14 protein-coding genes and 1 pseudogene are annotated in these 21,194 nt (G+C 60.1%); 8 read left to right on the forward strand and 7 right to left on the reverse strand.

What is annotated here, in order from left to right; all coding sequences use genetic code 11:
- The first annotated feature begins 200 nt into the window (after nt 1-200).
- The 3 genes from serC (at nt 201) to aroG (ending at nt 4,075) form a co-directional block, all read left to right on the forward strand.
- Nucleotides 201-1,289: a 3-phosphoserine/phosphohydroxythreonine transaminase gene (serC, locus tag AB5Y90_RS07990; protein ID WP_307895046.1), complete on the forward strand. Its 1,089-nt coding sequence runs from the start codon at nt 201-203 to the stop codon at nt 1,287-1,289.
- A gap of 226 nt (nt 1,290-1,515) precedes the next feature.
- Complete coding sequence (gene aroA / locus AB5Y90_RS07995) at nt 1,516-2,799, forward strand: 3-phosphoshikimate 1-carboxyvinyltransferase (RefSeq protein WP_005351267.1); 1,284 nt, start codon at nt 1,516-1,518, stop codon at nt 2,797-2,799.
- A gap of 220 nt (nt 2,800-3,019) precedes the next feature.
- Nucleotides 3,020-4,075 carry a 3-deoxy-7-phosphoheptulonate synthase AroG gene (gene aroG, locus AB5Y90_RS08000; protein ID WP_005351268.1) on the forward strand — a complete coding sequence of 352 codons (1,056 nt, stop codon included), beginning with the start codon at nt 3,020-3,022 and terminating at the stop codon, nt 4,073-4,075.
- A 126-nt stretch (nt 4,076-4,201) separates the two neighbouring features.
- On the opposite strand, the gene AB5Y90_RS08005 is transcribed toward aroG, so the two are convergent.
- The gene (locus AB5Y90_RS08005; RefSeq protein ID WP_368166775.1) at nt 4,202-5,797 is read right to left on the reverse strand and encodes a methyl-accepting chemotaxis protein; all 1,596 of its coding nucleotides are present in this window, start codon (nt 5,795-5,797) and stop codon (nt 4,202-4,204) included.
- A gap of 256 nt (nt 5,798-6,053) precedes the next feature.
- Between AB5Y90_RS08005 and hutW the strand changes: the two genes are divergently transcribed.
- Nucleotides 6,054-7,415: a heme anaerobic degradation radical SAM methyltransferase ChuW/HutW gene (gene hutW / locus AB5Y90_RS08010; RefSeq protein WP_307895043.1), complete on the forward strand. Its 1,362-nt coding sequence runs from the start codon at nt 6,054-6,056 to the stop codon at nt 7,413-7,415.
- A gap of 111 nt (nt 7,416-7,526) precedes the next feature.
- Here the strand turns inward: hutW and AB5Y90_RS08015 are convergent, their stop codons facing one another.
- Together AB5Y90_RS08015 and AB5Y90_RS08020 are read right to left on the reverse strand one after the other, a co-directional pair.
- Nucleotides 7,527-8,915: a DEAD/DEAH box helicase gene (locus AB5Y90_RS08015; protein ID WP_368166776.1), complete on the reverse strand. Its 1,389-nt coding sequence runs from the start codon at nt 8,913-8,915 to the stop codon at nt 7,527-7,529.
- A gap of 182 nt (nt 8,916-9,097) precedes the next feature.
- Entirely contained in the window at nt 9,098-9,574 is a 477-nt protein-coding gene (locus tag AB5Y90_RS08020) for a glutathione peroxidase (RefSeq protein ID WP_307895042.1), read from the reverse strand.
- 350 nt (nt 9,575-9,924) lie between these two features.
- On the opposite strand from AB5Y90_RS08020, the gene AB5Y90_RS08025 reads away from it, so the two are divergent.
- Both AB5Y90_RS08025 and AB5Y90_RS08030 read left to right on the forward strand, forming a co-directional pair.
- Nucleotides 9,925-10,533 carry a 2OG-Fe(II) oxygenase gene (locus tag AB5Y90_RS08025; protein WP_058057456.1) on the forward strand — a complete coding sequence of 203 codons (609 nt, stop codon included), beginning with the start codon at nt 9,925-9,927 and terminating at the stop codon, nt 10,531-10,533.
- Nucleotides 10,534-10,737: 204 nt separating this feature from the next.
- Complete coding sequence (locus AB5Y90_RS08030) at nt 10,738-11,727, forward strand: D-alanine--D-alanine ligase (protein WP_040066371.1); 990 nt, start codon at nt 10,738-10,740, stop codon at nt 11,725-11,727.
- A gap of 165 nt (nt 11,728-11,892) precedes the next feature.
- Here AB5Y90_RS08030 and mngB read toward each other — a convergent pair whose 3' ends face one another.
- Complete coding sequence (mngB, locus tag AB5Y90_RS08035; RefSeq protein WP_368166777.1) at nt 11,893-14,547, reverse strand: mannosylglycerate hydrolase; 2,655 nt, start codon at nt 14,545-14,547, stop codon at nt 11,893-11,895.
- 86 nt (nt 14,548-14,633) lie between these two features.
- Nucleotides 14,634-16,580: a PTS 2-O-a-mannosyl-D-glycerate transporter subunit IIABC gene (mngA, locus tag AB5Y90_RS08040; RefSeq protein ID WP_368166778.1), complete on the reverse strand. Its 1,947-nt coding sequence runs from the start codon at nt 16,578-16,580 to the stop codon at nt 14,634-14,636.
- Nucleotides 16,581-16,827: 247 nt separating this feature from the next.
- Between mngA and AB5Y90_RS08045 the strand changes: the two genes are divergently transcribed.
- Complete coding sequence (locus AB5Y90_RS08045; protein ID WP_005337027.1) at nt 16,828-17,547, forward strand: GntR family transcriptional regulator; 720 nt, start codon at nt 16,828-16,830, stop codon at nt 17,545-17,547.
- 126 nt (nt 17,548-17,673) lie between these two features.
- On the opposite strand, the gene xseA is transcribed toward AB5Y90_RS08045, so the two are convergent.
- Nucleotides 17,674-19,053: an exodeoxyribonuclease VII large subunit gene (xseA, locus tag AB5Y90_RS08050; RefSeq protein ID WP_368166779.1), complete on the reverse strand. Its 1,380-nt coding sequence runs from the start codon at nt 19,051-19,053 to the stop codon at nt 17,674-17,676.
- A 474-nt stretch (nt 19,054-19,527) separates the two neighbouring features.
- Here xseA and AB5Y90_RS08055 point away from each other — a divergent pair, with 474 nt between their 5' ends.
- Nucleotides 19,528-20,781 carry an IS256 family transposase gene (locus tag AB5Y90_RS08055; RefSeq protein ID WP_167568047.1) on the forward strand — a complete coding sequence of 418 codons (1,254 nt, stop codon included), beginning with the start codon at nt 19,528-19,530 and terminating at the stop codon, nt 20,779-20,781.
- A gap of 231 nt (nt 20,782-21,012) precedes the next feature.
- Here the strand turns inward: AB5Y90_RS08055 and AB5Y90_RS08060 are convergent.
- Nucleotides 21,013-21,194 (reverse strand): annotated as a pseudogene (locus AB5Y90_RS08060) (IS4 family transposase); the annotation flags it as partial.

Genomic DNA, 21,194 nt, shown 5'->3' on the forward strand with positions numbered 1-21,194 from the left:
GTCGTTTATGCGCTCTGCCCGCCATTTCTGTGCATGTTCCCTGCAAGCCCTGACCCGTTCAGGGCTTTTTCTACTGCAAGGGGGACGCAGAGTGACGGTAAAAGGTTGAGCCAGCTCCCAAAAAGCCTTTGATCCGCTGGCTGCTCTTGTGTAAAACCTGACAAGTCATCGATTACTCTCATCCACTCACGGAAAGCGTCATGAGCAAACAGATTTACAACTTCTGCGCCGGCCCCGCCATGCTGCCGGTTGAAGTCATGGAGCGCGCCCAGCGCGAATTTTGTAATTTTCAGGGGCTGGGAGCCTCGGTCATGGAGCTTTCCCATCGCGGCAAGCCCTACATGGCGGTTGCCGAGAAGGCCGAAGCTGATCTGCGCGAGCTGCTGGTGGTGCCGGACAACTACAAGGTGCTCTTCATGCACGGTGGCGGCCGCGGTCAGTTCTCCGCCGTGCCCATGAACCTGCTGGGCGGGGCCAACAAGAAGGCGGACTTCCTGCTGACCGGTGTCTGGTCCCAGAGCGCGGTGGATGAAGCCAAAAAGTATGGCGATATCCAGACCTTCCAGGGGGTTGCCAAGAACGAGCAGGGGATCTCCCACCTGTTGCCGACCCCGGCGTTTCGCGCCGATGCGGCTTATGTTCACTACTGCCCGAACGAAACCATTGACGGCATCGAGATGTTTGACATCCCGGCCACTGGCGAGGTGCCGCTGGTGGCGGATCTCTCCTCCACCATTCTCTCCCGTCCTCTCGATGTGAGCCGCTTTGGCATCATCTATGCTGGTGCCCAGAAAAATATCGGGCCGTCCGGGCTTGCCATCGCCATCGTGCGCGATGACTTGCTGGATCAGGCCAGAGCCGATGTCCCCTCGATTTTTGACTATCAGCTCACCGCCAAGAACGACTCCATGTTCAACACGCCGCCCACCTACGCCTGGTATCTGGCCGGTCTGGTGTTCGAGTGGCTGAAAGAACAGGGTGGCCTCGAGGCGATGGAAGCGCGCAACAAGGAGAAGGCCGACTTCCTCTATGACTATCTCGATCAGTCGAGCTTCTACGGCAATCAGGTGGATGTCAGCTGCCGTTCGCGGATGAACATCCCGTTCCAGCTGAAAAATGCCGAGCTGGACAAGCAGTTCCTGGCAGAATCGGAAGCGGCCGGCCTGCTGGCCCTCAAAGGACACCGCATTGTCGGCGGTATGCGCGCCAGCATCTACAACGCCATGCCGCTGGAGGGGGTGAAGGCCTTGGTTGGCTTTATGGATGGCTTTGCCAAACGCCACGGCTGATAAGAGAGCTCCACCTGTTTGCTGGCGGCCTCTCGTGACAACCCGTGAGCCGCTTCCAGCTATTGCAGTGATTCAAGACGCCGGGGATACCCCGGCGTCTTTTTTTCAACAGAACCAGCGCGCTGGCGTTTGCCGTGTGATTTCCGCTGAAAGTGCCCTTGCCGAGCGGGACGCAGGCTGTTAACGTCCGGACAGGCGTTTATTTTTGAGATAGCACAGGAAGTCTATGAATTCGTTGCGTTTGGAACCCATTTCTCGTGTGGCCGGAGAGGTCAATCTGCCCGGCTCCAAGAGTGTCTCTAACCGTGCGCTGCTGCTGGCGGCGCTGGCTCGTGGCACCACCCGTCTGACCAACCTGCTCGACAGCGATGACATTCGTCATATGCTGGCTGCGCTGACCCAGCTCGGGGTCAAGTACAAGCTCTCCGCCGACAAGACCGAGTGTACCGTGCAGGGTCTGGGCCGCAGCTTTGCGGTAAAAGAGCCGGTCAATCTGTTCCTTGGCAACGCCGGTACCGCCATGCGACCGCTGTGCGCCGCGCTGTGCTTGGGCTCCGGTGAATATACTCTGGGCGGCGAGCCGCGCATGGAAGAGCGTCCCATCGGCCATCTGGTGGATGCCCTGCGTGAAGCGGGTGCCCATATCCAGTACCTGAAACACGATGGTTATCCGCCGCTGGTTGTGGACGCCAAGGGGCTGTGGGGCGGCGATGTGCACGTCGACGGCTCCGTCTCCAGCCAGTTCCTGACCGCGTTTTTGATGGCAGCCCCAATGGCGGCGGGCGATACCCGGATCCACATCAAGGGGGAGCTGGTCTCCAAGCCCTACATCGACATCACTCTGCACATCATGAAGCAGTTTGGGGTGGTCATCGAGCACGACAACTACAAGCTCTTCTACATCAAGGGCAACCAGACCTACATCAGTCCGGGTGATTTTCTGGTGGAAGGAGATGCCTCCAGCGCCTCCTACTTCCTCGCGGCGGGCGCCATCAAGGGCAAGGTGCGGGTCACCGGTATCGGCAAGCACAGCATTCAGGGTGATATCCACTTCGCCGATGTGCTGGAGAAGATGGGCGCGCGCATCACCTGGGGCGATGATTTTATCGAGGCGGAGCAGGCGCCGCTGCACGGAGTGGATATGGACATGAACCATATTCCCGATGCGGCCATGACCATCGCCGTTGCCGCGCTGTTTGCCGAGGGGCCGACCTCCATTCGCAATATCTACAACTGGCGGGTGAAAGAGACCGATCGTCTGCACGCCATGGCGACCGAGCTGCGCAAGCTGGGCGTCGAAGTGGAGGAGGGGCATGACTTCATCACAGTGACCCCGCCGACCCAGCTCAAGCATGCCGAGATCGATACCTACAACGATCACCGTATCGCCATGTGCTTCTCGCTGGTGGCGCTGTCGGATACCCCGGTCACCATCAATGATCCCAAGTGCACCTCGAAGACCTTCCCGGATTACTTCGACAAGCTGGCCAGTATCAGCCAGCGTGGCTGATCACTGACAAACCCGTCATCACCGACGCTTCGGGCCCGCGCTGAGCGGGCCTTTTTGCCTTCCTCACCAGCATCGTCATTTCGCTTAGCATCATTTCAATAACTTGCAAGATTGCCATATAAAATAGTTTTGTGATTGCTGTAATTTCCTATTTACACATGCGCTGTCGCGGGCTATGTTGAGATTTCCTAATCGCAGTCATCTAGCAGGAAGCCTTGTCATGCAGCATCAAACCGACGACGTTCGTATCAGTGAAATCAAAGAGTTATTACCCCCGGTTGCGGTGCTTGAGAAGTTTCCGGCTACCGAGGTTGCCTCGTCCACCGTTTTTGAATCCCGTCAGGCCATTCACAATATCCTGGCCGGCGAAGATGATCGTCTGCTGGTGGTGATTGGTCCTTGCTCCATCCATGATCCGGTCGCCGCGCTGGAGTACGGCAAGCGCCTCAAGGCGTTGCGTGACGAGCTGAAAGGTCAGCTGGAGATCGTGATGCGGGTCTACTTCGAAAAACCGCGCACCACAGTGGGCTGGAAGGGACTGATCAACGATCCGTACCTCGACAATAGCTGCAAGATCAACGACGGTCTGCGCATTGGTCGCAAGCTGTTGCTGGATCTCAACGACATGGGGCTGCCAACTGCCTCCGAGTTCCTGGACATGATCACCCCGCAATATGTGGCGGATCTGATGAGCTGGGGCGCGATCGGTGCCCGTACCACTGAATCCCAGGTACACCGCGAGCTGGCCTCCGGTCTCTCCTGCCCGGTGGGCTTCAAGAACGGCACTGACGGCACCATCAAGGTTGCCATCGATGCCATTGGCGCTGCCAGTGCGCCGCACCACTTCCTGTCGGTCACCAAATACGGTCACTCCGCCATCGTGGCGACCCGCGGCAACCCGGACTGTCACATCATTCTGCGTGGTGGTCGTGAGCCGAACTACAGTGCCGCACATGTCAGCGAAGTTGTGAAGGGGCTGGAGAAGGCCGGTCTGCCACAGAAGGTGATGATCGACTTTAGTCACGCCAACAGCAGCAAACAGTTCAAGAACCAGATGGTGGTGGCTGAAGATGTAGCCGGTCAGCTGCGTGCCGGCAGCAAGGCGGTGTTTGGTGTGATGGTGGAGAGCCATCTGGTAGAAGGCCGTCAGGATCTGGTGGAAGGGTGTGAACTCACTGTTGGCCAGAGCATCACCGATGCCTGCATCGGTTGGGCTGATACCGAAGTGCTGCTGCGCAACCTGGCTGATGCCGTCGCAACCCGTAACGCCCGTTAAAGCTATCCTAGCGGCGCTGTTAATAGTCAGCGCGCCGATGGAATAGCAACGCGGCCGCTCGGCCAAATCGAATCCATAAAGCAAAAGCGCGACCCTCGGGTCGCGCTTTGTCGTTGGTGAAGTGGATTACCAGCGGTAGGTTTTCAGCAGCGCCTCCAGTTTCTGGCACTGCTCCACCAGCTGAATGCTGGCGAGGTTGGCGGCGTGCGCCTGACCCAGGGTGTCGTTGGAGGTGTTGCGAATATCGCTCACCGAGCTGTCTACCTCATGGCAGACCCTGTCCTGCTCTTCGGCCGACTGGGCCATCTGGGCGTTGAGGTCGTTGATGCGGGCGATGCGCTCGATGATGTTCTGCATGGCTGCCAGGGTCGCTTCGGTCTTGCTGATGCTCTCATCGGCTTTGCTTTTTGCATCCCCGATCACCGTAACTGCGCTCTGGGCCTCATTTTGCAGGGCGGCGATCATCTGGGAGATCTCTTCGCTGGCGGCGCGGCTGCGGTTGGAGAGGGCCCGTACTTCATCGGCCACCACCGCAAAGCCACGGCCTTGCTCACCTGCCCGGGCCGCTTCAATCGCAGCGTTGAGGGCCAGCAGGTTGGTCTGATCGGCAATCCCCTTGATCACCTCGAGCACACCGTCAACCGCCAGGCAACGGCTGTCGAGTTGCTGGATCACCTGATCCACCCGATCGATCTCTGCCGACATCTCGCCCATGTCAGTGATGGAGTGCTGGGCGAGGCGACTGGTGTCAGCGGCATCCTGATTGGTGAGGGCGGAGAGCTCGGCGCTGTGGCGGGCATGTTCACGTACTTCATGAGAGCTGGCGGCCAGCTCGCTGACGGCGGCGGCGACCTGGGTGGTCATCCCCTCTTGCTGGCGGGCCGAGTTTTCGGTCTGGGTCGCCACCTGACGGATCAGGTTTGATTCCTGATAGAGCTGGTGGGTCGCCCCTTCCACCTCCTGCAGGCTGTGGCGGAATCCCTGCACCATATCATTGACGGCGCGGGTCATCTGGCCCAGTTCATCCCGGCTGTGATTGACCAGGGGGAGGGCGAGGTCGCGCTCTTTGGCCATCCGGATCATGGTGAGCTGCAGCTGGCGCAGGGGGTGTTTCACGTAGCGTTGCAATACCCACCAGAGCAAGCCGAAGCCGATGCTGAAGACGGCGGCCAGGCTGCCGCTCAGGATCAGGTTGTTGTGGCGGATCTCGCCGAAGGTGTGGCTGAGGTCATAACTGATCCGCACTGCCCCCATCACGGTTCCTTCATTGACCTGGTGACAGGTGAGGCACTGGGTGCCGCGATACTCCTTGTAGGCTTTGAACGGTTTGATCAGGATGAGCCGGTTGCCCTGCTGCTCCAGAATGGCTTCGCCCTGATTGATGGCACGCTCATCGAGGAGATCCTGCGCTTTCTGATCCGGATGACCCGGGCCAAACAGGTTGCTTACTGCTGGTGCGCGCACCAGACGGGCCTCAACGATGCCCGCTTCACTCTTGAGTTTGGTCTGCACTATCTGCCGGTTGGCCATGCCACCTGTCATCATCAGCACGTTCACCTGATCCATATAGGTGTTGGCCATGCTCTCAACTTTCTCCTCTGCCAGCCGGATGGCGAGATCCCGTTGCAGCCAGGCGGAGAGTTCGAAGCAGAGGCCAAAGGTGGTGCTGATGACCAGCGCAAGAGGGAGGAATATTTTCCAGTTCAAGGAGAGGTTATGCATTTTGGGCAAGTTCCATGCGCTTGGTGTTGTTATGTGATCCCGTATCATCTTGATCGTAGACGAAGAAACGGCGGGAGATGGTTCTCTATCGGCACACGATAACCACTCTTGAGTAAATAATCTGTTAAGCAGATCGGTAATGCAGGTTGCCAAAATGCCTTTCGGGAGGGGGGCTGCTCCTCGGGTTGATCCAGAACAAATTGCCAGTAACGATAATCGTTATCATTGTCATTATTTGCTGATAATAGTGACCATCATGAATCTGACCTCTTCCATGACCGGTATTGCCACGCCGGATCCCCTCAAGTTTGCTTTTAGCGCCAAGACCTCGGCTCACGCCAGTCGGGGAGGGATGCGCCCCTTCCCGCTGGATGAGGCTGGCTGGCAGAGCTGGTGGCAGCGAGAGAGTGAAGCTGAGGAGCGCGCCCTCTACATCCACATTCCGTTTTGCCGAAAGCGCTGCAGCTTCTGCAATTTCTTTGAAAATGGCGCCAACCCGGCGCGGATCAACCGCTATGTCAACGCCTTGTGCGCCTCCCTTGCGCAGGCGGCTGACACCCCGCTGGCGCAGAGCATGCCATTTTCAGCCGTCTATGTGGGGGGCGGTACGCCGACCGACATGAGCGCCGACGAGTTGGCCATGCTGGCTGCCGTGATCCGCCGTTTTCCGCTGACGGCGGATGCCGAGGTGACACTGGAGGGGCGCCTCAACGGCTTTGATGATAAGAAATGGCAGGTGGCGCTGGCGGGGGGCTTCAACCGCTTCTCCTTCGGGGTGCAGAGCTTTGATACCCGGGTGCGTCAGCAGGCGGCCCGTTTCGATGACAGGGAGACCTTGCTGACCCGTCTGGGTGAGCTGACCCGGGATGATGCGGCTGTGATCGTGGCGGATCTCATCTTTGGTCTGCCCGGTCAGGATGATGTCGTATGGCAGCAGGATATCCGCGATGTGATGGCGAGCGGTGTACACGGGGTCGATCTCTACCAGCTCATCGCCATGCAGGGCACCAATCTGGAGCGGGCGCAGGAGAAGGGCACCCTGAATTGGCTCGCCGATGGCCAGCAGCGGGCGGCCATGTATGCCTATGGCGGGGAGCAACTGGAAGCTCACGGCTGGGAGCGTCTCTCTTGCAGCCACTGGCGGCGCAGCCCGGCCGAGCTGAGTCGTTATAACCAGATGGCCAAGCGCGGTGCGGAGATCCTCCCCTTTGGCGCCGGTGCTGGGGGCAGCATTCTTGGCCACGGCTTGATGTATGGACGGGATCTGGCCTCCTGGCATGACGCGCTGGCCAATGGCAAGCGGGCGCCTGGGATGGTGATGGGACGCAATCCCAATGCAAGGATGGACGGTCTGCTCCGTGGTGCCCTCGACAGTGGTGTGCTGGCGCTGGATCGTCTGCCAGCGCCTTTGCTGACCCATCTGATGCCGCTTTTTGCCGCCTGGCAGCAGCACGGGCTGGCCGAGATCGAGAATGCTCGGTTGCAACTCACCCTCGCCGGACGCTTCTGGAACGTCAATATGCAGGCTGGCTTGTTCGAGTTCTTGCAGCACAATCCGCTCGATGGTTCAGCGCCGCCCAGCCATGGTACCGCCGCGGTGCGCCATTCGCTGGTTTGAGCCCGAGCGGAGCATTTGCACGGAGCACTTGCATGGCTCCGAGCGATCCATAACGAAAGAGGGAGCCTTGCAGGCTCCCTCTTTTGGCTTGGCAGTTAGCGTCGCGCGAGCTTACTCGTCGCTGCTCTCCTGATAGCTGTCACGCTGCGCCTTGGGCAGGCGGCGCATTGGCGCAAAGCCGATATCCTCGCCCACCACTTCCCGCTTGCGGGCCGGTGCAGTTTTTTTGCTGGCGTCACCCTTGGCTTTGCCCTTGCCCGCGGCTGGCTTGCCCTTGGCATTGCTGCTCTTGGCGTTAGCATGACCGCGAGCCCGAGGCGGGTTCTGCACCGGCTTGCTGCCGGGCAGAGTCTGGCGACTCGGCTTGCCGCTGGGCTCATACCCTTCCAGGATCTCCACGGACAGGGATTGGCCGATCAGGGCTTCGATAGCCTTGAGCTGACCCAGCTCGTCCTGGCTGACCAGCGAGATGGCCTCGCCGCCACGACCGGCGCGGCCGGTACGGCCGATACGGTGGATGTAATCCTCCGCCATCTGGGGCAGTTCAAAGTTGATCACGTAGGGCAGTTGATCGATATCGAGACCGCGGGCGGCGATATCGGTCGCCACCAGCACCCGCACCTCGCCACTGCGAAAATCGGCCAGCGCCCGGTTGCGGGCTCCCTGGCTCTTGTCACCGTGGATCGCCACGGTATTGAGACCATCTTTTTGCATCTGCTGGGCGAGGCGGTCGGCGATCTGCTTGGTGCGGACAAACACCAGCACCTGCTGCCAGTTGCCACGGCCAATCATGTGGGATAGCAGCTCGCGGCGGCGTTCCCGATCCACCTGAATGATGCGCTGGGTCACCTGCTCGGCGGCAGTATTGCTGGGGTCCACCTCGATCAGGGTGGGGTCGTTCAGCAGATCGTCCGCCAGCGCCTTGATGTCGTTTGAGAAGGTGGCAGAGAAGAGCAGGGTTTGCCGCTCTGCAGGCAGCGCCTTCATGATGCGGCGGATGTCGACGATAAAGCCCATGTCGAGCATGCGATCCGCTTCATCCAGCACCAGCACTTCCAGCTGGCTCAGGGTCAGGGCGCCCTGGGTCAGCAGATCCAGCAGACGGCCCGGGGTGGCGACCAGAATGTCCACACCCAGCTTGATGGCGTCCAGATTGGGCTTGATGCTGACACCGCCATAGGCGATCAGAGTCTTGAATGGCAGGTGGTGGGCATACTTGATGATGCTTTCGCCCACCTGTGCCGCCAGTTCGCGGGTCGGGGTCAGTACCAGTGCGCGCACCTGACGACGGCCACGACCGTGGTTGGCCAGCAGACGCTGCAACATCGGCAGGGTGAAACCGGCCGTTTTGCCTGTGCCTGTCTGAGCGCCGCCGAGCACATCCTGACCGGCCAGAATGGCCGGAATCGCTTGCTGCTGGATGGGGGTTGGCTGTTCGTAACCCAGCTCCTTGACGGCCCGCAGAATATGCGGAGACAGACCCAGTTCGTTGAATGACATGTTCGAGAGAAACTCCTGAGATGAGCCTTTGGCTCAACGGGCAGCCAGCATGTTGGGGCCAGCCACGATATGGAAATGATAACGGGGCCGTAATATAGCAAAAGAGCGGCCGATGCGCAGTAGCTGTCGCACCGGCCGCCATACAATCGTTCAACGCAGTGGCGTAAAACGGTGCGGGAGCATCAGAGCATCTCGCTGATCTGCTCGGCCAGACTCTCCGGCTTGGTGGTGGGAGCAAAGCGGTCAACCACATTGCCATCACGGTCGATCAGGAACTTGGTGAAGTTCCATTTGACGTTTTCCAGCCCAAGAAAGCCCGGTTTCTGTTGCTTGAGCCATTGGTAGAAGGGGTGGGCATGCTCACCGTTGACATCGCACTTGGCCATGATGGGGAAGGTGACCGGATAGTCGAGGGAGCAGAAGCGGGCGATCTCGTCCGCATCCCCCGGCTCCTGATTGCCAAACTGGTTGCAGGGGAAGCCCAAAATCACCAGCCCCTTGGGGCCGAGCTCCCGATAGAGCGTTTCCAGCCCTTCATATTGGGGAGTAAAACCGCAGCGACTGGCCACATTGACCACCAGCACCACCTTGCCCGCCAGTTGAGTCAGCGGGTAGGGGGTACCATCCAGTCGTTGCAAAGTGAGATCGGGCAGAGGCATAAGAAGATCCTTTCGTGGGTGATGCGCGGGTTGTGCCGTGAGTGGTTCGGTCGGTGACAGAGACAAGCGCCGGATGAACAGCAACATGGCGATGCGGCTACGGTATCGGTTGGCTCTTGGTACCGCAAGGAGGCCGCGGCGCCTCCTCGTCCCGATTGCAAGGGCCATCACAGTTTCGACAGCCAATACGCTCTTTGGCAGGGCGGGATCACAACTGGCGACAAAAATGCGGGGAGGCGGGCAGCAACTCGCGTATTGATGTTGGGACTTCTCAAGAGAAGCAAATCGGTTTGTGACTTTGCCGCTAAGTCGCTACAAAGCGCCCTCTCTCCACTCATTGTGAGCCAATCTTGGACTATCAAGCTGCCATGGATGCCATTTACACCCGGGGATGGGTGATAGTGGATGATTTTTTGACCGCTGCCGAGGTGGATGCCCTCAAAGCCTGTTTGCCAGGCGAATGGCAACCGGCCGGGATCGGCCGTGACGCCCTGCACCAGGGCAATCCCGACATTCGCCGTGACCAGATCCACTGGCTTGAGCCCTCCCTCGGTGCGCCGGTGGCTGACTACCTCGCCCGGATGGAGTCCCTGCGTCTTGCCGCCAACCGGATGTTGATGCTGGGATTGTTCGACTACGAGGCCCACTTCGCCCGCTATCGCAGCGGAGATTTTTACGCCACCCATCGGGATGCCTTTGCCGGTCGCTCCAACCGCCGTCTTACCACCGTATTTTACCTCAACAACGACTGGCTGCCCGAAGCGGGTGGAGTGCTGCGCATGTATGACGACAAGGAGCAGTTTCTGATGGATGTCAGCCCCAAGGGGGGGCGGCTGGTCATGTTTCTCTCCGAGGAGTTTCCCCACGAGGTGCTGCCTGCCAATCGCGAGCGCTACAGCATTGCCGGCTGGTTTCGGGTCAATGGCAACGGCATGGGAAGGGTCGATCCCCCGCGCTGAGGGGCAATGTGTCCCGATTTTGACACAGGGGAGACTTTTCACTGCAAGAAGTGGGGTCATGGGTCTCCCATCAGCTGACAAGGGTTGATCTCCCTTGCTACACTGGCGCGCACTTATGTTCGTATCTGGCTTCGTCCGGTTTTTATGGTGGTTGGCTTATCAAATGGTCATGACGAGGCCGCTTTTCCCAAGGGATCACATCTAATGAAGAACATGCATGTCTTGCTGCTGTGCGGCGGCGGTGGCTCCGAGCACGAAGTTTCTCTGCGCAGCGCCAATTTCCTCGAGCAACAACTGGGCCTTCTGCCCGGTGTCGAAGTGACCCGCGTCGAGATGTTCGCCGATCGCTGGCTCAGTGCCGATGGCCGCGAGTGCAAGCTGGGGCTCGACAAGCTGCTTTCGTTCGACAGCGTGGCCCGTCCGGTGGATTACGTGGTGCCCTGCATCCACGGCTACCCGGGTGAGACCGGCGATCTGCAATCCTTCCTCGAACTGGCCGGATTGCCTTATCTCGGTTGTGATGCCGAGGCGAGCAAGATCTGCTTCAACAAGATCAGCACCAAGCTGTGGCTCTCCGCCATCGGCATTCCCAACACCCCGTACCTGTTCCTGACTGAGCAAAATGAGGCAGCGCTGGCCGAGGCCAAAGCCGCGCTGGCCAAGTGGGGCAAGGTCTTTATCAAGGCCGCTTCCCAAGGCTCTTCCGTTGGCTGCTACTCCGCCAGCAACGAAGCGGATCTGGTGAAAGGCATTGCCGATGCCTTCGGTTACTCCGAACAGGTTCTGATCGAGAAAGCGGTCAAGCCGCGCGAGCTGGAAGTGGCGGTTTACCAGTATGGTGACGAGCTGGTGGCGACTTATCCGGGCGAGATCTGCGTGCCGCAGGACAAGTTCTACACCTATGAAGAGAAGTACAGCAGTGCCAGCCATACCGAGACGGCACTGCGTGCCGAGGGGCTGACCGAGGCGCAGGCTGACGCTATTCACGAGTATGCCCTCAAGGCGTTCCGTCAGCTGAAACTGACCCATCTCTCGCGCATCGACTTCTTCCTGACCGAGGAGGGGGAGATCCTGCTGAATGAAATCAACACCTTCCCGGGCATGACCTCCATCTCCATGTTCCCGAAACTGCTGGAGCATCACGGCCACCGCTTCGCCGACTACCTTGAGCAGATCCTGCGCAAGGCCAGCTAAGCGTGCTCTCCCGCTCGCGGGATGAAGCTGAACCCAATAAAAAATCCCCGCCAATCGGCGGGGATTTTTTTATGTCTTTATCAAGCGGGGCAGGCCAGCTTGAAGGGATAAACAGGCGGGGATGGCTCTTCCCCGCCTGTTGCTAACTGTGAGTGTTACCGGCGGTTAGCCGCGAGCCACCCGAAAGCGCACGCTGCGGGAGTGGCACGGCGCCAGCTCGCCAAACTCGCCAGCGGCCAGTTCAAGGGGCAGGGGCTGTTCGTCCATCCGCACCGCTTGCCAGTCGTTCAGGGCGTGTTCGCAGCTCACTTTGCCACCCTTCAGCACAGCCTGCTCGCTCGGGTTGTAGACCCGGATCACAAGCGCCTCTTCATCCTCTGCCTTTTTTAGGGCGCTCAGCACCGGACCGGAGGGATCCATGGAGAGCAGACTGAAGTGGAGCGGAGTGGTGAAGCTCGCCTTGTTGAGCTTCATGGCATCGAACGGGATCTTGTTGTAGCAGCGCACCGGGGTGAGGTAGCTGCGCGCCGCCTGCATCACGTTGGCGCTGATGTGATCGCCAGCAAACGCCAGCAGGCTGAAACGACTGCTGAGCTTGCCACGCACTTGGGAGTCCGGGGTGGGCAGCTTGATGCCGGAGGGGCGACCCGGGCGCAGCAGCAGCTCCTCTTTACCGAGTACGCCGACCCCGCGCAGCAGGGTGAGTGCCAGGGTGTCGCACTGCTCGCCGATCACCTCAAATTCGCGCAGACCATCGCTCAGTACCGCCAGCCCCTGCTTGCCATCTTGCAGGGCGACAAAGTTCATCAGCTGCCAGACCGGAATGGGGGCCTCTTTCCACCCTTCTGCCTCCCAGTTCGCCATGGCTCTGTCGCGGGTGGGGCGGGTGATGCAGCCAAACTGGTTGTCGGAGACCACGGTGTCGCTCGGGAAGGGGGTGGGGATCAGCACCCGCACCCGGTGATCATCGGCCTGATTGTCGAGCTCCAGCTCGATATCGATGCGCGGACTCTGATGCGCCAACGTGATGCGGCAGGTGACATCGAGGTGGCCGCTGCACTGGCGGTTGGCCCGCTCGGCGAGGTTGGCAGGCAAGGCCATACGCAGTTTGAGAGTGGCGATGCTCTGCCATGCCTGATGGATGACCTCGCGGGTCACGGCAAATTCGGTGGAGTAGCGCAGCCACTCATCCCGCGACGGCGAGTAGTCATATTCGTCGCCATCATCTGAGCCCTCTTCCAGCGTGAGCACCTGATCAAAGCGAGTGCCGCGCAGCTTGTCGAGGATCTGCAAGGTGCCGTTGTCATTGAGGGCGATGCGGTAAAAATCGTTCTCCAGCAGCTCGCCGCGGGTGGTCACCGGTTGCTCTAAGCCCGGCTGGTTGCCCTCGATATGGAGAGTGCAGTAGCCCATGGCCGGCAGTGGATGGCAGAGCTGGATGTCGTACTCCATAAAGGGGTCGTAGTTGCCGTAGTGAACGATCTGTCTGTCCACCAGACCCGGGTCAATCTCGCGTCTGGCACGGATGAAGTAGGGGACCGGCTGGCCCGCCTCATCGCGCAGGGCAAAGGATTGGGCGCGAATGCGGATGCTGGTGTTGATCACCTCCTGACGGGGGAAGGGCATCAGGTTGAACAGGCAGAGCTTGTCGGCTACCTGCACGCCGTCTTCGCACAGCGCCACCGGCATGTTGTCGACAATCTTGCGCATGTAGAAGCGGATCAGGTTCTCGGCCATGTCGTCGGCCAGAATGAAGCGGGTCATCACCTCCTGATGCACCTTGTCGCTGCAGCAGCAGCCGATGCTGTCGTGGGCGTGGTTCTTCATGATCTCCTTCCACATCTTCTCAAGCAGCCCATGGTGGTACTCGAAGCCGAGCGCCCAGGCGATGCTTGCCAGCGGTTCGAGGATGTTGACGATCTTGTTCTCGATGGCGGCGTGGGCCAGCTTGATGTCCATCCGGGTGGAGGAGATGGTGCGGTGTACCCGCATGTATTTGCCGTCGTTGAACTCCCCCTTGAGGGTGGCCAGTTGGTCGCGGCACGCCTCGATGCGCTCGAAGACCTGCTCGAAGCGGCTCATGTGGAATTCACGCTGGGGGTAGATCTCGCGCAGCTTGTCGATGATGGTGAAGATGTTCTGTTGCAGCGGCATCTGATCGTGGCCGTTGGGCAGCAGGATATCCTTGGTCACCGAGGCCTTCTCCAGCACCTCGAAGTAGGATTCGAGCCGCTTGCGCAGCCCCGCTTCATCTTCCGGCAGGTACTTGCCGATGGCGTAGCCGAGCGGCAGGACCTGGGCGGTCACCTCGCTGCCATCGTTGCTCTGCCAGAGGAACTCGGTCTTGTCGGTGCCGTGACGCTCGGAGCAGCCGCGCCAGAACATGGCACGGTCAATCCCGAAGCCGTTGAAGATGTGGGGCAGCTGGGAGGACATGCCGAACGAGTCGGGCAGGTAACCGATCTTCATCGGCTCGCCAAGGCTAAGGCAGTCGCGCATCCCGTAGAGCAGGTTGCGCAGGATGGACTCGCCGCTCACCTGCATGGTGTCGGTCTGGGTGTACCAGGGGCCGATGATGAGCTTGCCCGCTTCCACCAGTGCCTTCACCCGGGCCTTGTTTTCGGGCTGGATGGCGAAGTAATCCTCCAGCACCGCAGTCTGGCCGTCCAGCACATAGAACTTGTAGTTGGGGTCGGATTCAAGACGCGCCAGGATCTCAGCCATGTTGTTGACCAGCAGGATGCGGGACTCCTCGGTGGTGAAGTACCACTCCCGATCCCAGTGCATGTGCGGCGTGATGTGAACTCGTGAAACTGTCATGACAATGATCCTTTGCTGACGCACGGCGGCCCTTGCCTGCCGTGCGGAAAAATAGTCTGTTGAAAAAGCGGTGGTGAAGATGAGCCTTACTCTGCGGCAACCACCTGATAGGTGCCGCGTTGCATGGCGTGACGGCGCCAGCCGATCAGCACCACAGTGGAGATAAGGGTGCCCACCAGCGCCGCACCAAGCCAGACGGCGGCCGCCATCAGGGCGCCATGGCCACCATCGTGGAGCAGGAAGAGGGAGAAGATGCCGGCCCCCGGGGTGGAGAGACCAATCCCCATGGCACCCACCATGGCGCCGGTGACCACCGAGCCTGCGAGGAAGGATCCGATCACCCGGATCGGATCTTCGATGGCCATCGGAATGGCGCCCTCGGTGATCCCCGCCAGCCCCAGCAGCCAGGTCGATTTGCCGGTCTCGATCTCGAAGGTCTGGAACAGGCGTGGCGCAAGCAGGGTGGAGAAGGTGACGGTAAAGGCCGAGACCATCTTGACCGCGCCGAAGATGGTGTAGGGGCCGTAAACCCCGTTGGCCATGGCGCCGAGGCAGAAGGCGTAGGCCGCCTTGTTGACCGGGCCACCCAGATCAAACGAGCACATAAAGCCGTGCAGGGCACCCAGCACCAGCGCATTGGTGCCGGAGAGGCCGTTGAGCCACTCGGTGAGGCTGTTGTTGAGCCAGGCCACCGGCTGACCGATGACAAACAGCATCAGGCTGCCCGCCACCAGAGTGCCGATCACCGGATAGAGGTAAAAGGTGAGAAAGCCGTTGAAGTTGGGGCTAAGGCGCACATGCTGCTTGACCCAGCGCATCAGGTAACCGGCGATAAGACCACCGACCACGCCGCCGAGGAAGCCGGAGCCAATCATGTTGGCGGCCAGTCCCGCAGCAAAGCCCGGGCCCAGCGCCGGTTTGTCTGCCAGCGAGTAGGCGGTATAGGCCGCCAGCACTGGCACCATCAGGGTGCCCAGCATGCCACCGCCCAGCTTGCGGTACATCCAGAGCCAGGAGTTCTCGGTATCAAACAGATGCTGCAGGCCGAAGATCTGGGCCAGCAGCACAGAGACGGCGAGCACGGTACCGCCTGCCACGATCAGTGGCACGGCAAAGGAGATGCCGCTCAGCAGCGCCTGCTTGAGCTCGGTCTTGAGGCTCACCTTCTTGCCGGTCGGCGCGTCGCTCTGGCTGGGGTTTGGCGTCGGGGCGGTGCGACCGGCCTTGGCCGCTTCCAGCGCCTCATTCAGGATCCGCTCGGCATGGCGGATGGGCTCGGCCACCGGCGTCTCGATCCGGGGGATGCCAGCAAAACGTTCCTGCTCCTTGATGGCCACCTCGGCGGCGAAGATGCAGGCCACCGCAGCATCGAGCGCCTCTTGCGGCAGGCGATCCTCGATGCCGTTGGCACCCTGCTTCTCGACCAGTACCCGAATACCCAGCTTGCGCCCCGCCTTTTCCAGATACTCGGCAGCCATATAGGTGTGGGCGATCCCCGCCGGACAGGCGGTGACACAGACCACAGTGGGTTTATTTGTATTTAAGTTGTCTTCTTTTTCTGGTTTCTTGCCACTATCCCCCTCACCATCGAGCAGTGCCATCAGTTGCTCGGCACTCTGGGCCGCCAGCACCGCCTCGCGGGTATCGTCATCCACCAGGGCTGTGGTGAGGGTGGTGAGCAGCTGCATATGGGTGGAGCCCGCCTGATCGGTCGGGATCGCCAGCATGAAGATGAGGTTGACCGGCTCGGGGCCGTCGATCCCCTCCCAGCCCAGCTCCTCGCTCAGGGTGGCGACGGCAAAGGCTGCTTCACGCACCGCATCGCACTTGCCGTGAGGTACCGCCAGTCCTTCGCCAAGGGCGGTGGGGCCTTGCGCCTCGCGGGCCATGACCGCGGCCAGAAAGGCGGCCTTGTCGTGCAGCTTGCCGGCCTGATCGAGCCGATCAGCCAGGGCATGAATGGCCGCATCCCGATCGGCAAACCGGGTTTGCAGCGTGATGAGATGGGGGCCGGTAAGACTGGTCAGATTCATGATGATCCTCTGTCAGGTTGGCTTGCCAGCAAGCCGTCATGGTGAAAGTGACAGCGATGCTAACAAACCGGCCGACTGATTTTTGTGAGTGGTATCATACAATTCATTATTTGTATTGTTTTTGTATTATTCGTTCGGGGTGATTTGTTAGGTCAAATGGGGCCGAGCCGTTTTGTCTGCCGGGCAACTGGGGTAGAATGGCGCCTCTTCCATTTATCATGGCGCAGAGCCGACGAGGTGGCCTTTCGTGTCGAAAAAACCCATGTATCGCCAGATAGCCGACACCATCCAGCAGTGGATCGCGCAAGGGGAGCTGGCCCCCGGCGATGCCCTGCCCACCGAAGCCGAGCTGCGCGAGCAGTTCGGGGTTAGCCGGGTGACGGTGCGCCAGGCCCTCAAGCAGCTGACCGAACTCAACGTCATCGAGAGCATTCAGGGCAGCGGCAGCTATGTGCGGCAGGAGAAGGTGAACTACGACATCTATCAGCTCACCAGCCTCTACGAGAAGGTGACCGATCCGGCGGCCGAGACCCACAGCGACATTCTCGCTTTCGAGGTAATCAAGGCGAGCAGCGAGTTGGCCGAGCGGCTCAATCTGCTGGAAGGGGCGCTGGTCTACTACGTCAAGCGGGTGCGCTTTATTCGCCAGATCGCGGTGACGCTGGAGGAGACCTGGATGCCGCTCGCCCTCTTCCCCGATCTCAGCTATGCGGTGATGCAGGGCTCCAAGTACCACTACATCGAGGAGGTGAAGCAGCTGGTGATCGACCGCAGCGAGCAGGAGATCATTCCGGTGCTCCCCTCGGCGCAGGTGGTGGAGGCGCTCGGTATCGACCCCGCCAAGCCCATTATCGAGAAGGTCTCCCGCGGCTTCCTGCAAGATGGCACAGTGTTCGAGTTCAGTCGCAACTTCTTCAAGAGCGATGACTACAAGTTCACCCTGGTCGCCCGCCGCGCCAAGGGCTGAGCGGGCGACAGCACCCACGATGAAAAAGGCCACCACCGTGTTTGCGGTGGTGGCTTTTTTTGGTCGATTTACTGGCCGATTAGCCGGGCTAAATAGCAGACTGGCTGGTGGTCTAACGTAGCCGATCTACAGCGCTGAGTCGTTGATGATTTCCTCGACCCGCACCTGCAGGCTCCCTTGCGCCAGGGTGGTGATGAGCTGGTCGCCACTGTTGACCTGATCGGCGCGGCTAATGACCTCGCCGCGTGGAGTGCGGGTGATGGAGTAACCGCGCCCCAGGGTGGCAAGCGGGCTCACCCCGTCAAGGCGAGCGGTGAGCATGGCGAGGCGGTGGCTGGCAAGGTCTTGGCGCTTGGCAATCAGGGCATGAAGCCGCTCCTCGGCCAGCTGGTGGCGGCGCTTGCCAGCTGCCAAGAGACGCTCCGGACTGTTGCCCTGCAGGCGCAGCTCAAGGTTGGTGAGGCGCCGCTCTCCCTGATGAAGCCGCTGGCGCAATAGCTGCTGCAAACGGGTGGAGAGCTCGTCGAGGCGCTGGGACTGTTGCTCCAGCCGCCGCTTCGGATCCTGATGGTCAAGCCGTTTTTGCAGCAGGATGAAATCGTGGCGGGCGGCGGTCTGCTGGCGGCTCATCGCCTGCAGCAGTCGCTGCTTGAGGTGAGCGAGGCGCTGGGCGCGGGCTTGATTGTCTGGCGCCACCAGCTCGGCGGCGGCCGACGGGGTAGGGGCACGCAAGTCGGCGGCAAAGTCGCTGATGGTGACATCCACCTCGTGGCCCACCGCGCTCACCACAGGTATGGCTGAGTGGGCAATGGCACGCGCCACCGCCTCTTCGTTGAAGCACCAGAGATCTTCGAGGGAGCCGCCGCCGCGCCCGACGATCAGCACATCCACCTCGGCGCGCTGGTTCGCTTTGGCGATCGCCGCGACGATCTGGCTGATGGCGGCACTCCCCTGAACCTGAGTCGGGTAGATAAAGACCGGCAGATCCGGCGCGCGCCGTTTGAGCACCGTCAGCATATCGTGCAGGGCGGCGCCGGTGGCGGAGGTGATAAGGCCCACCGCCCGTGGTTCACGGGGCAGCGGCCGCTTGCGGCTTTCGTCAAACAGCCCCTCGGCGCCGAGGCGGCGCTTGAGCTCTTCAAAGCGCAGCGCCAGCACGCCGTCGCCTGCCGGCTGCATCGACTCGATGATCAGCTGGTAGTCGCCGCGCGGCTCATAGAGCGAGACTCGCGCTTGCACCAGCACCTGCATGCCATCCTGCGGGCGAAACGTCACCCGCCGGTTGTTGCCCTTGAACATGGCGCAACGCACCTGCGCCGACATGTCCTTAAGCGAGAAATACCAGTGGCCGGAGCTTGGCATCGCCAGATTGGAGAGCTCGCCGGTCAGCCACACCAGCCCCATATCCTGCTCCAGGATCATGCGCACGGCGCTGTTGAGGCGGGTGACGGTAAAGACCTGCTGCTCGCGGCCGTTCGCCGCACTGGATGGGGTAAATCGGTTCAATGGCGTACCTGTGGTCTGCTCCGGCGTGGCCGGGATAAAACGATGGCCGCTATCTTAACCCGAAACAGGGGGAGGGCGCTAAGCAGGAGGCGCCAGCAGCAGAAAAGCAAGATTGGAAACGCTGCCGTTTATTCGGGCAGGCAGTATGGCTCCCGACAAAGCCCTCGCGCTTGCCTGCATCTGACCAAGTTGCGGCTTGCCTCGATGCCGTTGATCTCTTAGGTGCTGCTGATATTCACGGCACCACTATCTTGACCATCGTTCACTCGCCCCCTGTTTGGAGTAGCTTATGAATCCCTCAACCCACTTAAGTTTGACGACCCGTTTGCTGCACTGGTCGGTTGCCTTGCTGATGATTGGCCTGACCCTTGTGGGGAGTTATGGTGATTTCTGGTGTATGGGGGGGGTAGAGGAGGTGGCGTATCCTGCTGATTGATTCCCGCGAAGAATCGCAATCAACAGAGGTGATACGCCATGACCAATTCTACCCTCAGAGCCCTGCCACAACCAGAGGTCAAGTCAACAGATCCGCTCACAGACCTGCTGCGTGCTGGAGCCAGAGACCTGATTGCCCAAGCAGTGGAAGCAGAGCTCCAAGCTCTTCTCGAGCACCACGGTCAGCTCAAGCTCCCCGATGGCCGCCAAGCTGTGGTGCGCAACGGCTTTTTGCCTGAACGCACTATCCAAACCGGGATCGGCGATGTCGAGATCAAAGTGCCCAAGGTGCGTGACAGAAGTGGCTCAGGGATCTGCTTCAACAGCTCGCTGCTACCGCCCTACCTCAAGCGCTCCGGCAGCATAGAAGAGCTGCTGCCATGGTTGTACCTGCGGGGACTCTCCACCGGGGACTATCAGGAGGCGCTGGGCGCGTTGCTCGGTGACAAGGCCAGGGGGCTGTCGGCCAATACCATCAGCCGCCTGAAACAGCACTGGGGGGATGAGCATCGGGAGTGGAGTCAGCGGGACCTGAGCCTGAAGCGGTATGTGTACTTTTGGGCGGACGGGATATACAGCAACGTGCGCATGGGAGACCGGCTTTGCTTGCTGGTGATCATCGGCGTAACGGAGCATGGCCATAAGGAACTGGTGGCGGTCGAGGATGGCCTGAGGGAATCTGAGACCAGTTGGACAGAGCTCTTGATGGGGCTGCGAGCCAGAGGACTGGACAAGGGCCCCAAGCTTGCCGTCGGTGATGGCGCCCTGGGTTTTTGGCGAGCGCTGGCCAAGTGCTACCCGGACACGGTTCATCAACGGTGTTGGGTGCACAAGACTGCGAACGTGCTGGCAGCGTTGCCCAAATCAGTGCATCCCAAGGTCAAGGATGCGCTGCATGAAATCTGGATGGCCGAGACAAGGGATGAGGCTCACACGGCGTTTGACCGCATCTTGGTGCGCTTTGAAGCGAAGCACCCGAAGGCGATGGAGAAGCTTACGAAAGACCGGGAGGAGCTGCTGGCGTTCTATGATTTTCCGGCCGAGCACTGGGTGCATATCCGGACGACGAACCCGATAGAGTCGACGTTTTCGACGGTCAGGCTACGAAGTAAGAGAGCGCGGAACTGCGGGTCTCGGGAGACCACGCTGGCGATGGTTTACAAGCTGCTTGAAGTGGCCCAGAAAAAGTGGAAGCGACTCAAGGGATTTGCGCTGCTGAAGCTGGTAGTAAACAACGTGAAATTCAAGGACGGAGTACAGGTGCTGGATGAGTCAGACAGGAATGCCGCCTGACCTACGCCATACACCAGATTTGACAATAGCTCCTTGTGGGCTATCTGATGGTTAAATTTGAAATATGGGATCTCTATGCCCTGCATAAATCTCTGGGGGGGATTGCATTGATCTTGATCCTGCCCCGCGCCATTCTCCGCTTTGTTAGAGGGTGGCCTGAGCCTGTTCGTCAATACCCTGTTTACGAGGCATTGGCAGCCGGGGCTCAGAGATCCCCTCATTTTTAGAGACTCAAATAATTCCAAGTGTGCGGGTATATAAGCGGTGTTGCTTCAGGTAGTAGATAAATTTATCCATCAACAAGACCGCATTGGCTTCTTTCATTTTAGGTAGCAACTGGTAATAGATGACCCCTTGCCGAAAGAACGAATAGGTTCGGCTCTTGCTGGTATTGACCTTGATCGTTCTCTCTA

Origin of the sequence: Aeromonas sp. R4-1 (genome assembly GCF_040908325.1) — a bacterium.
Lineage (GTDB): Bacteria > Pseudomonadota > Gammaproteobacteria > Enterobacterales > Aeromonadaceae > Aeromonas > Aeromonas veronii.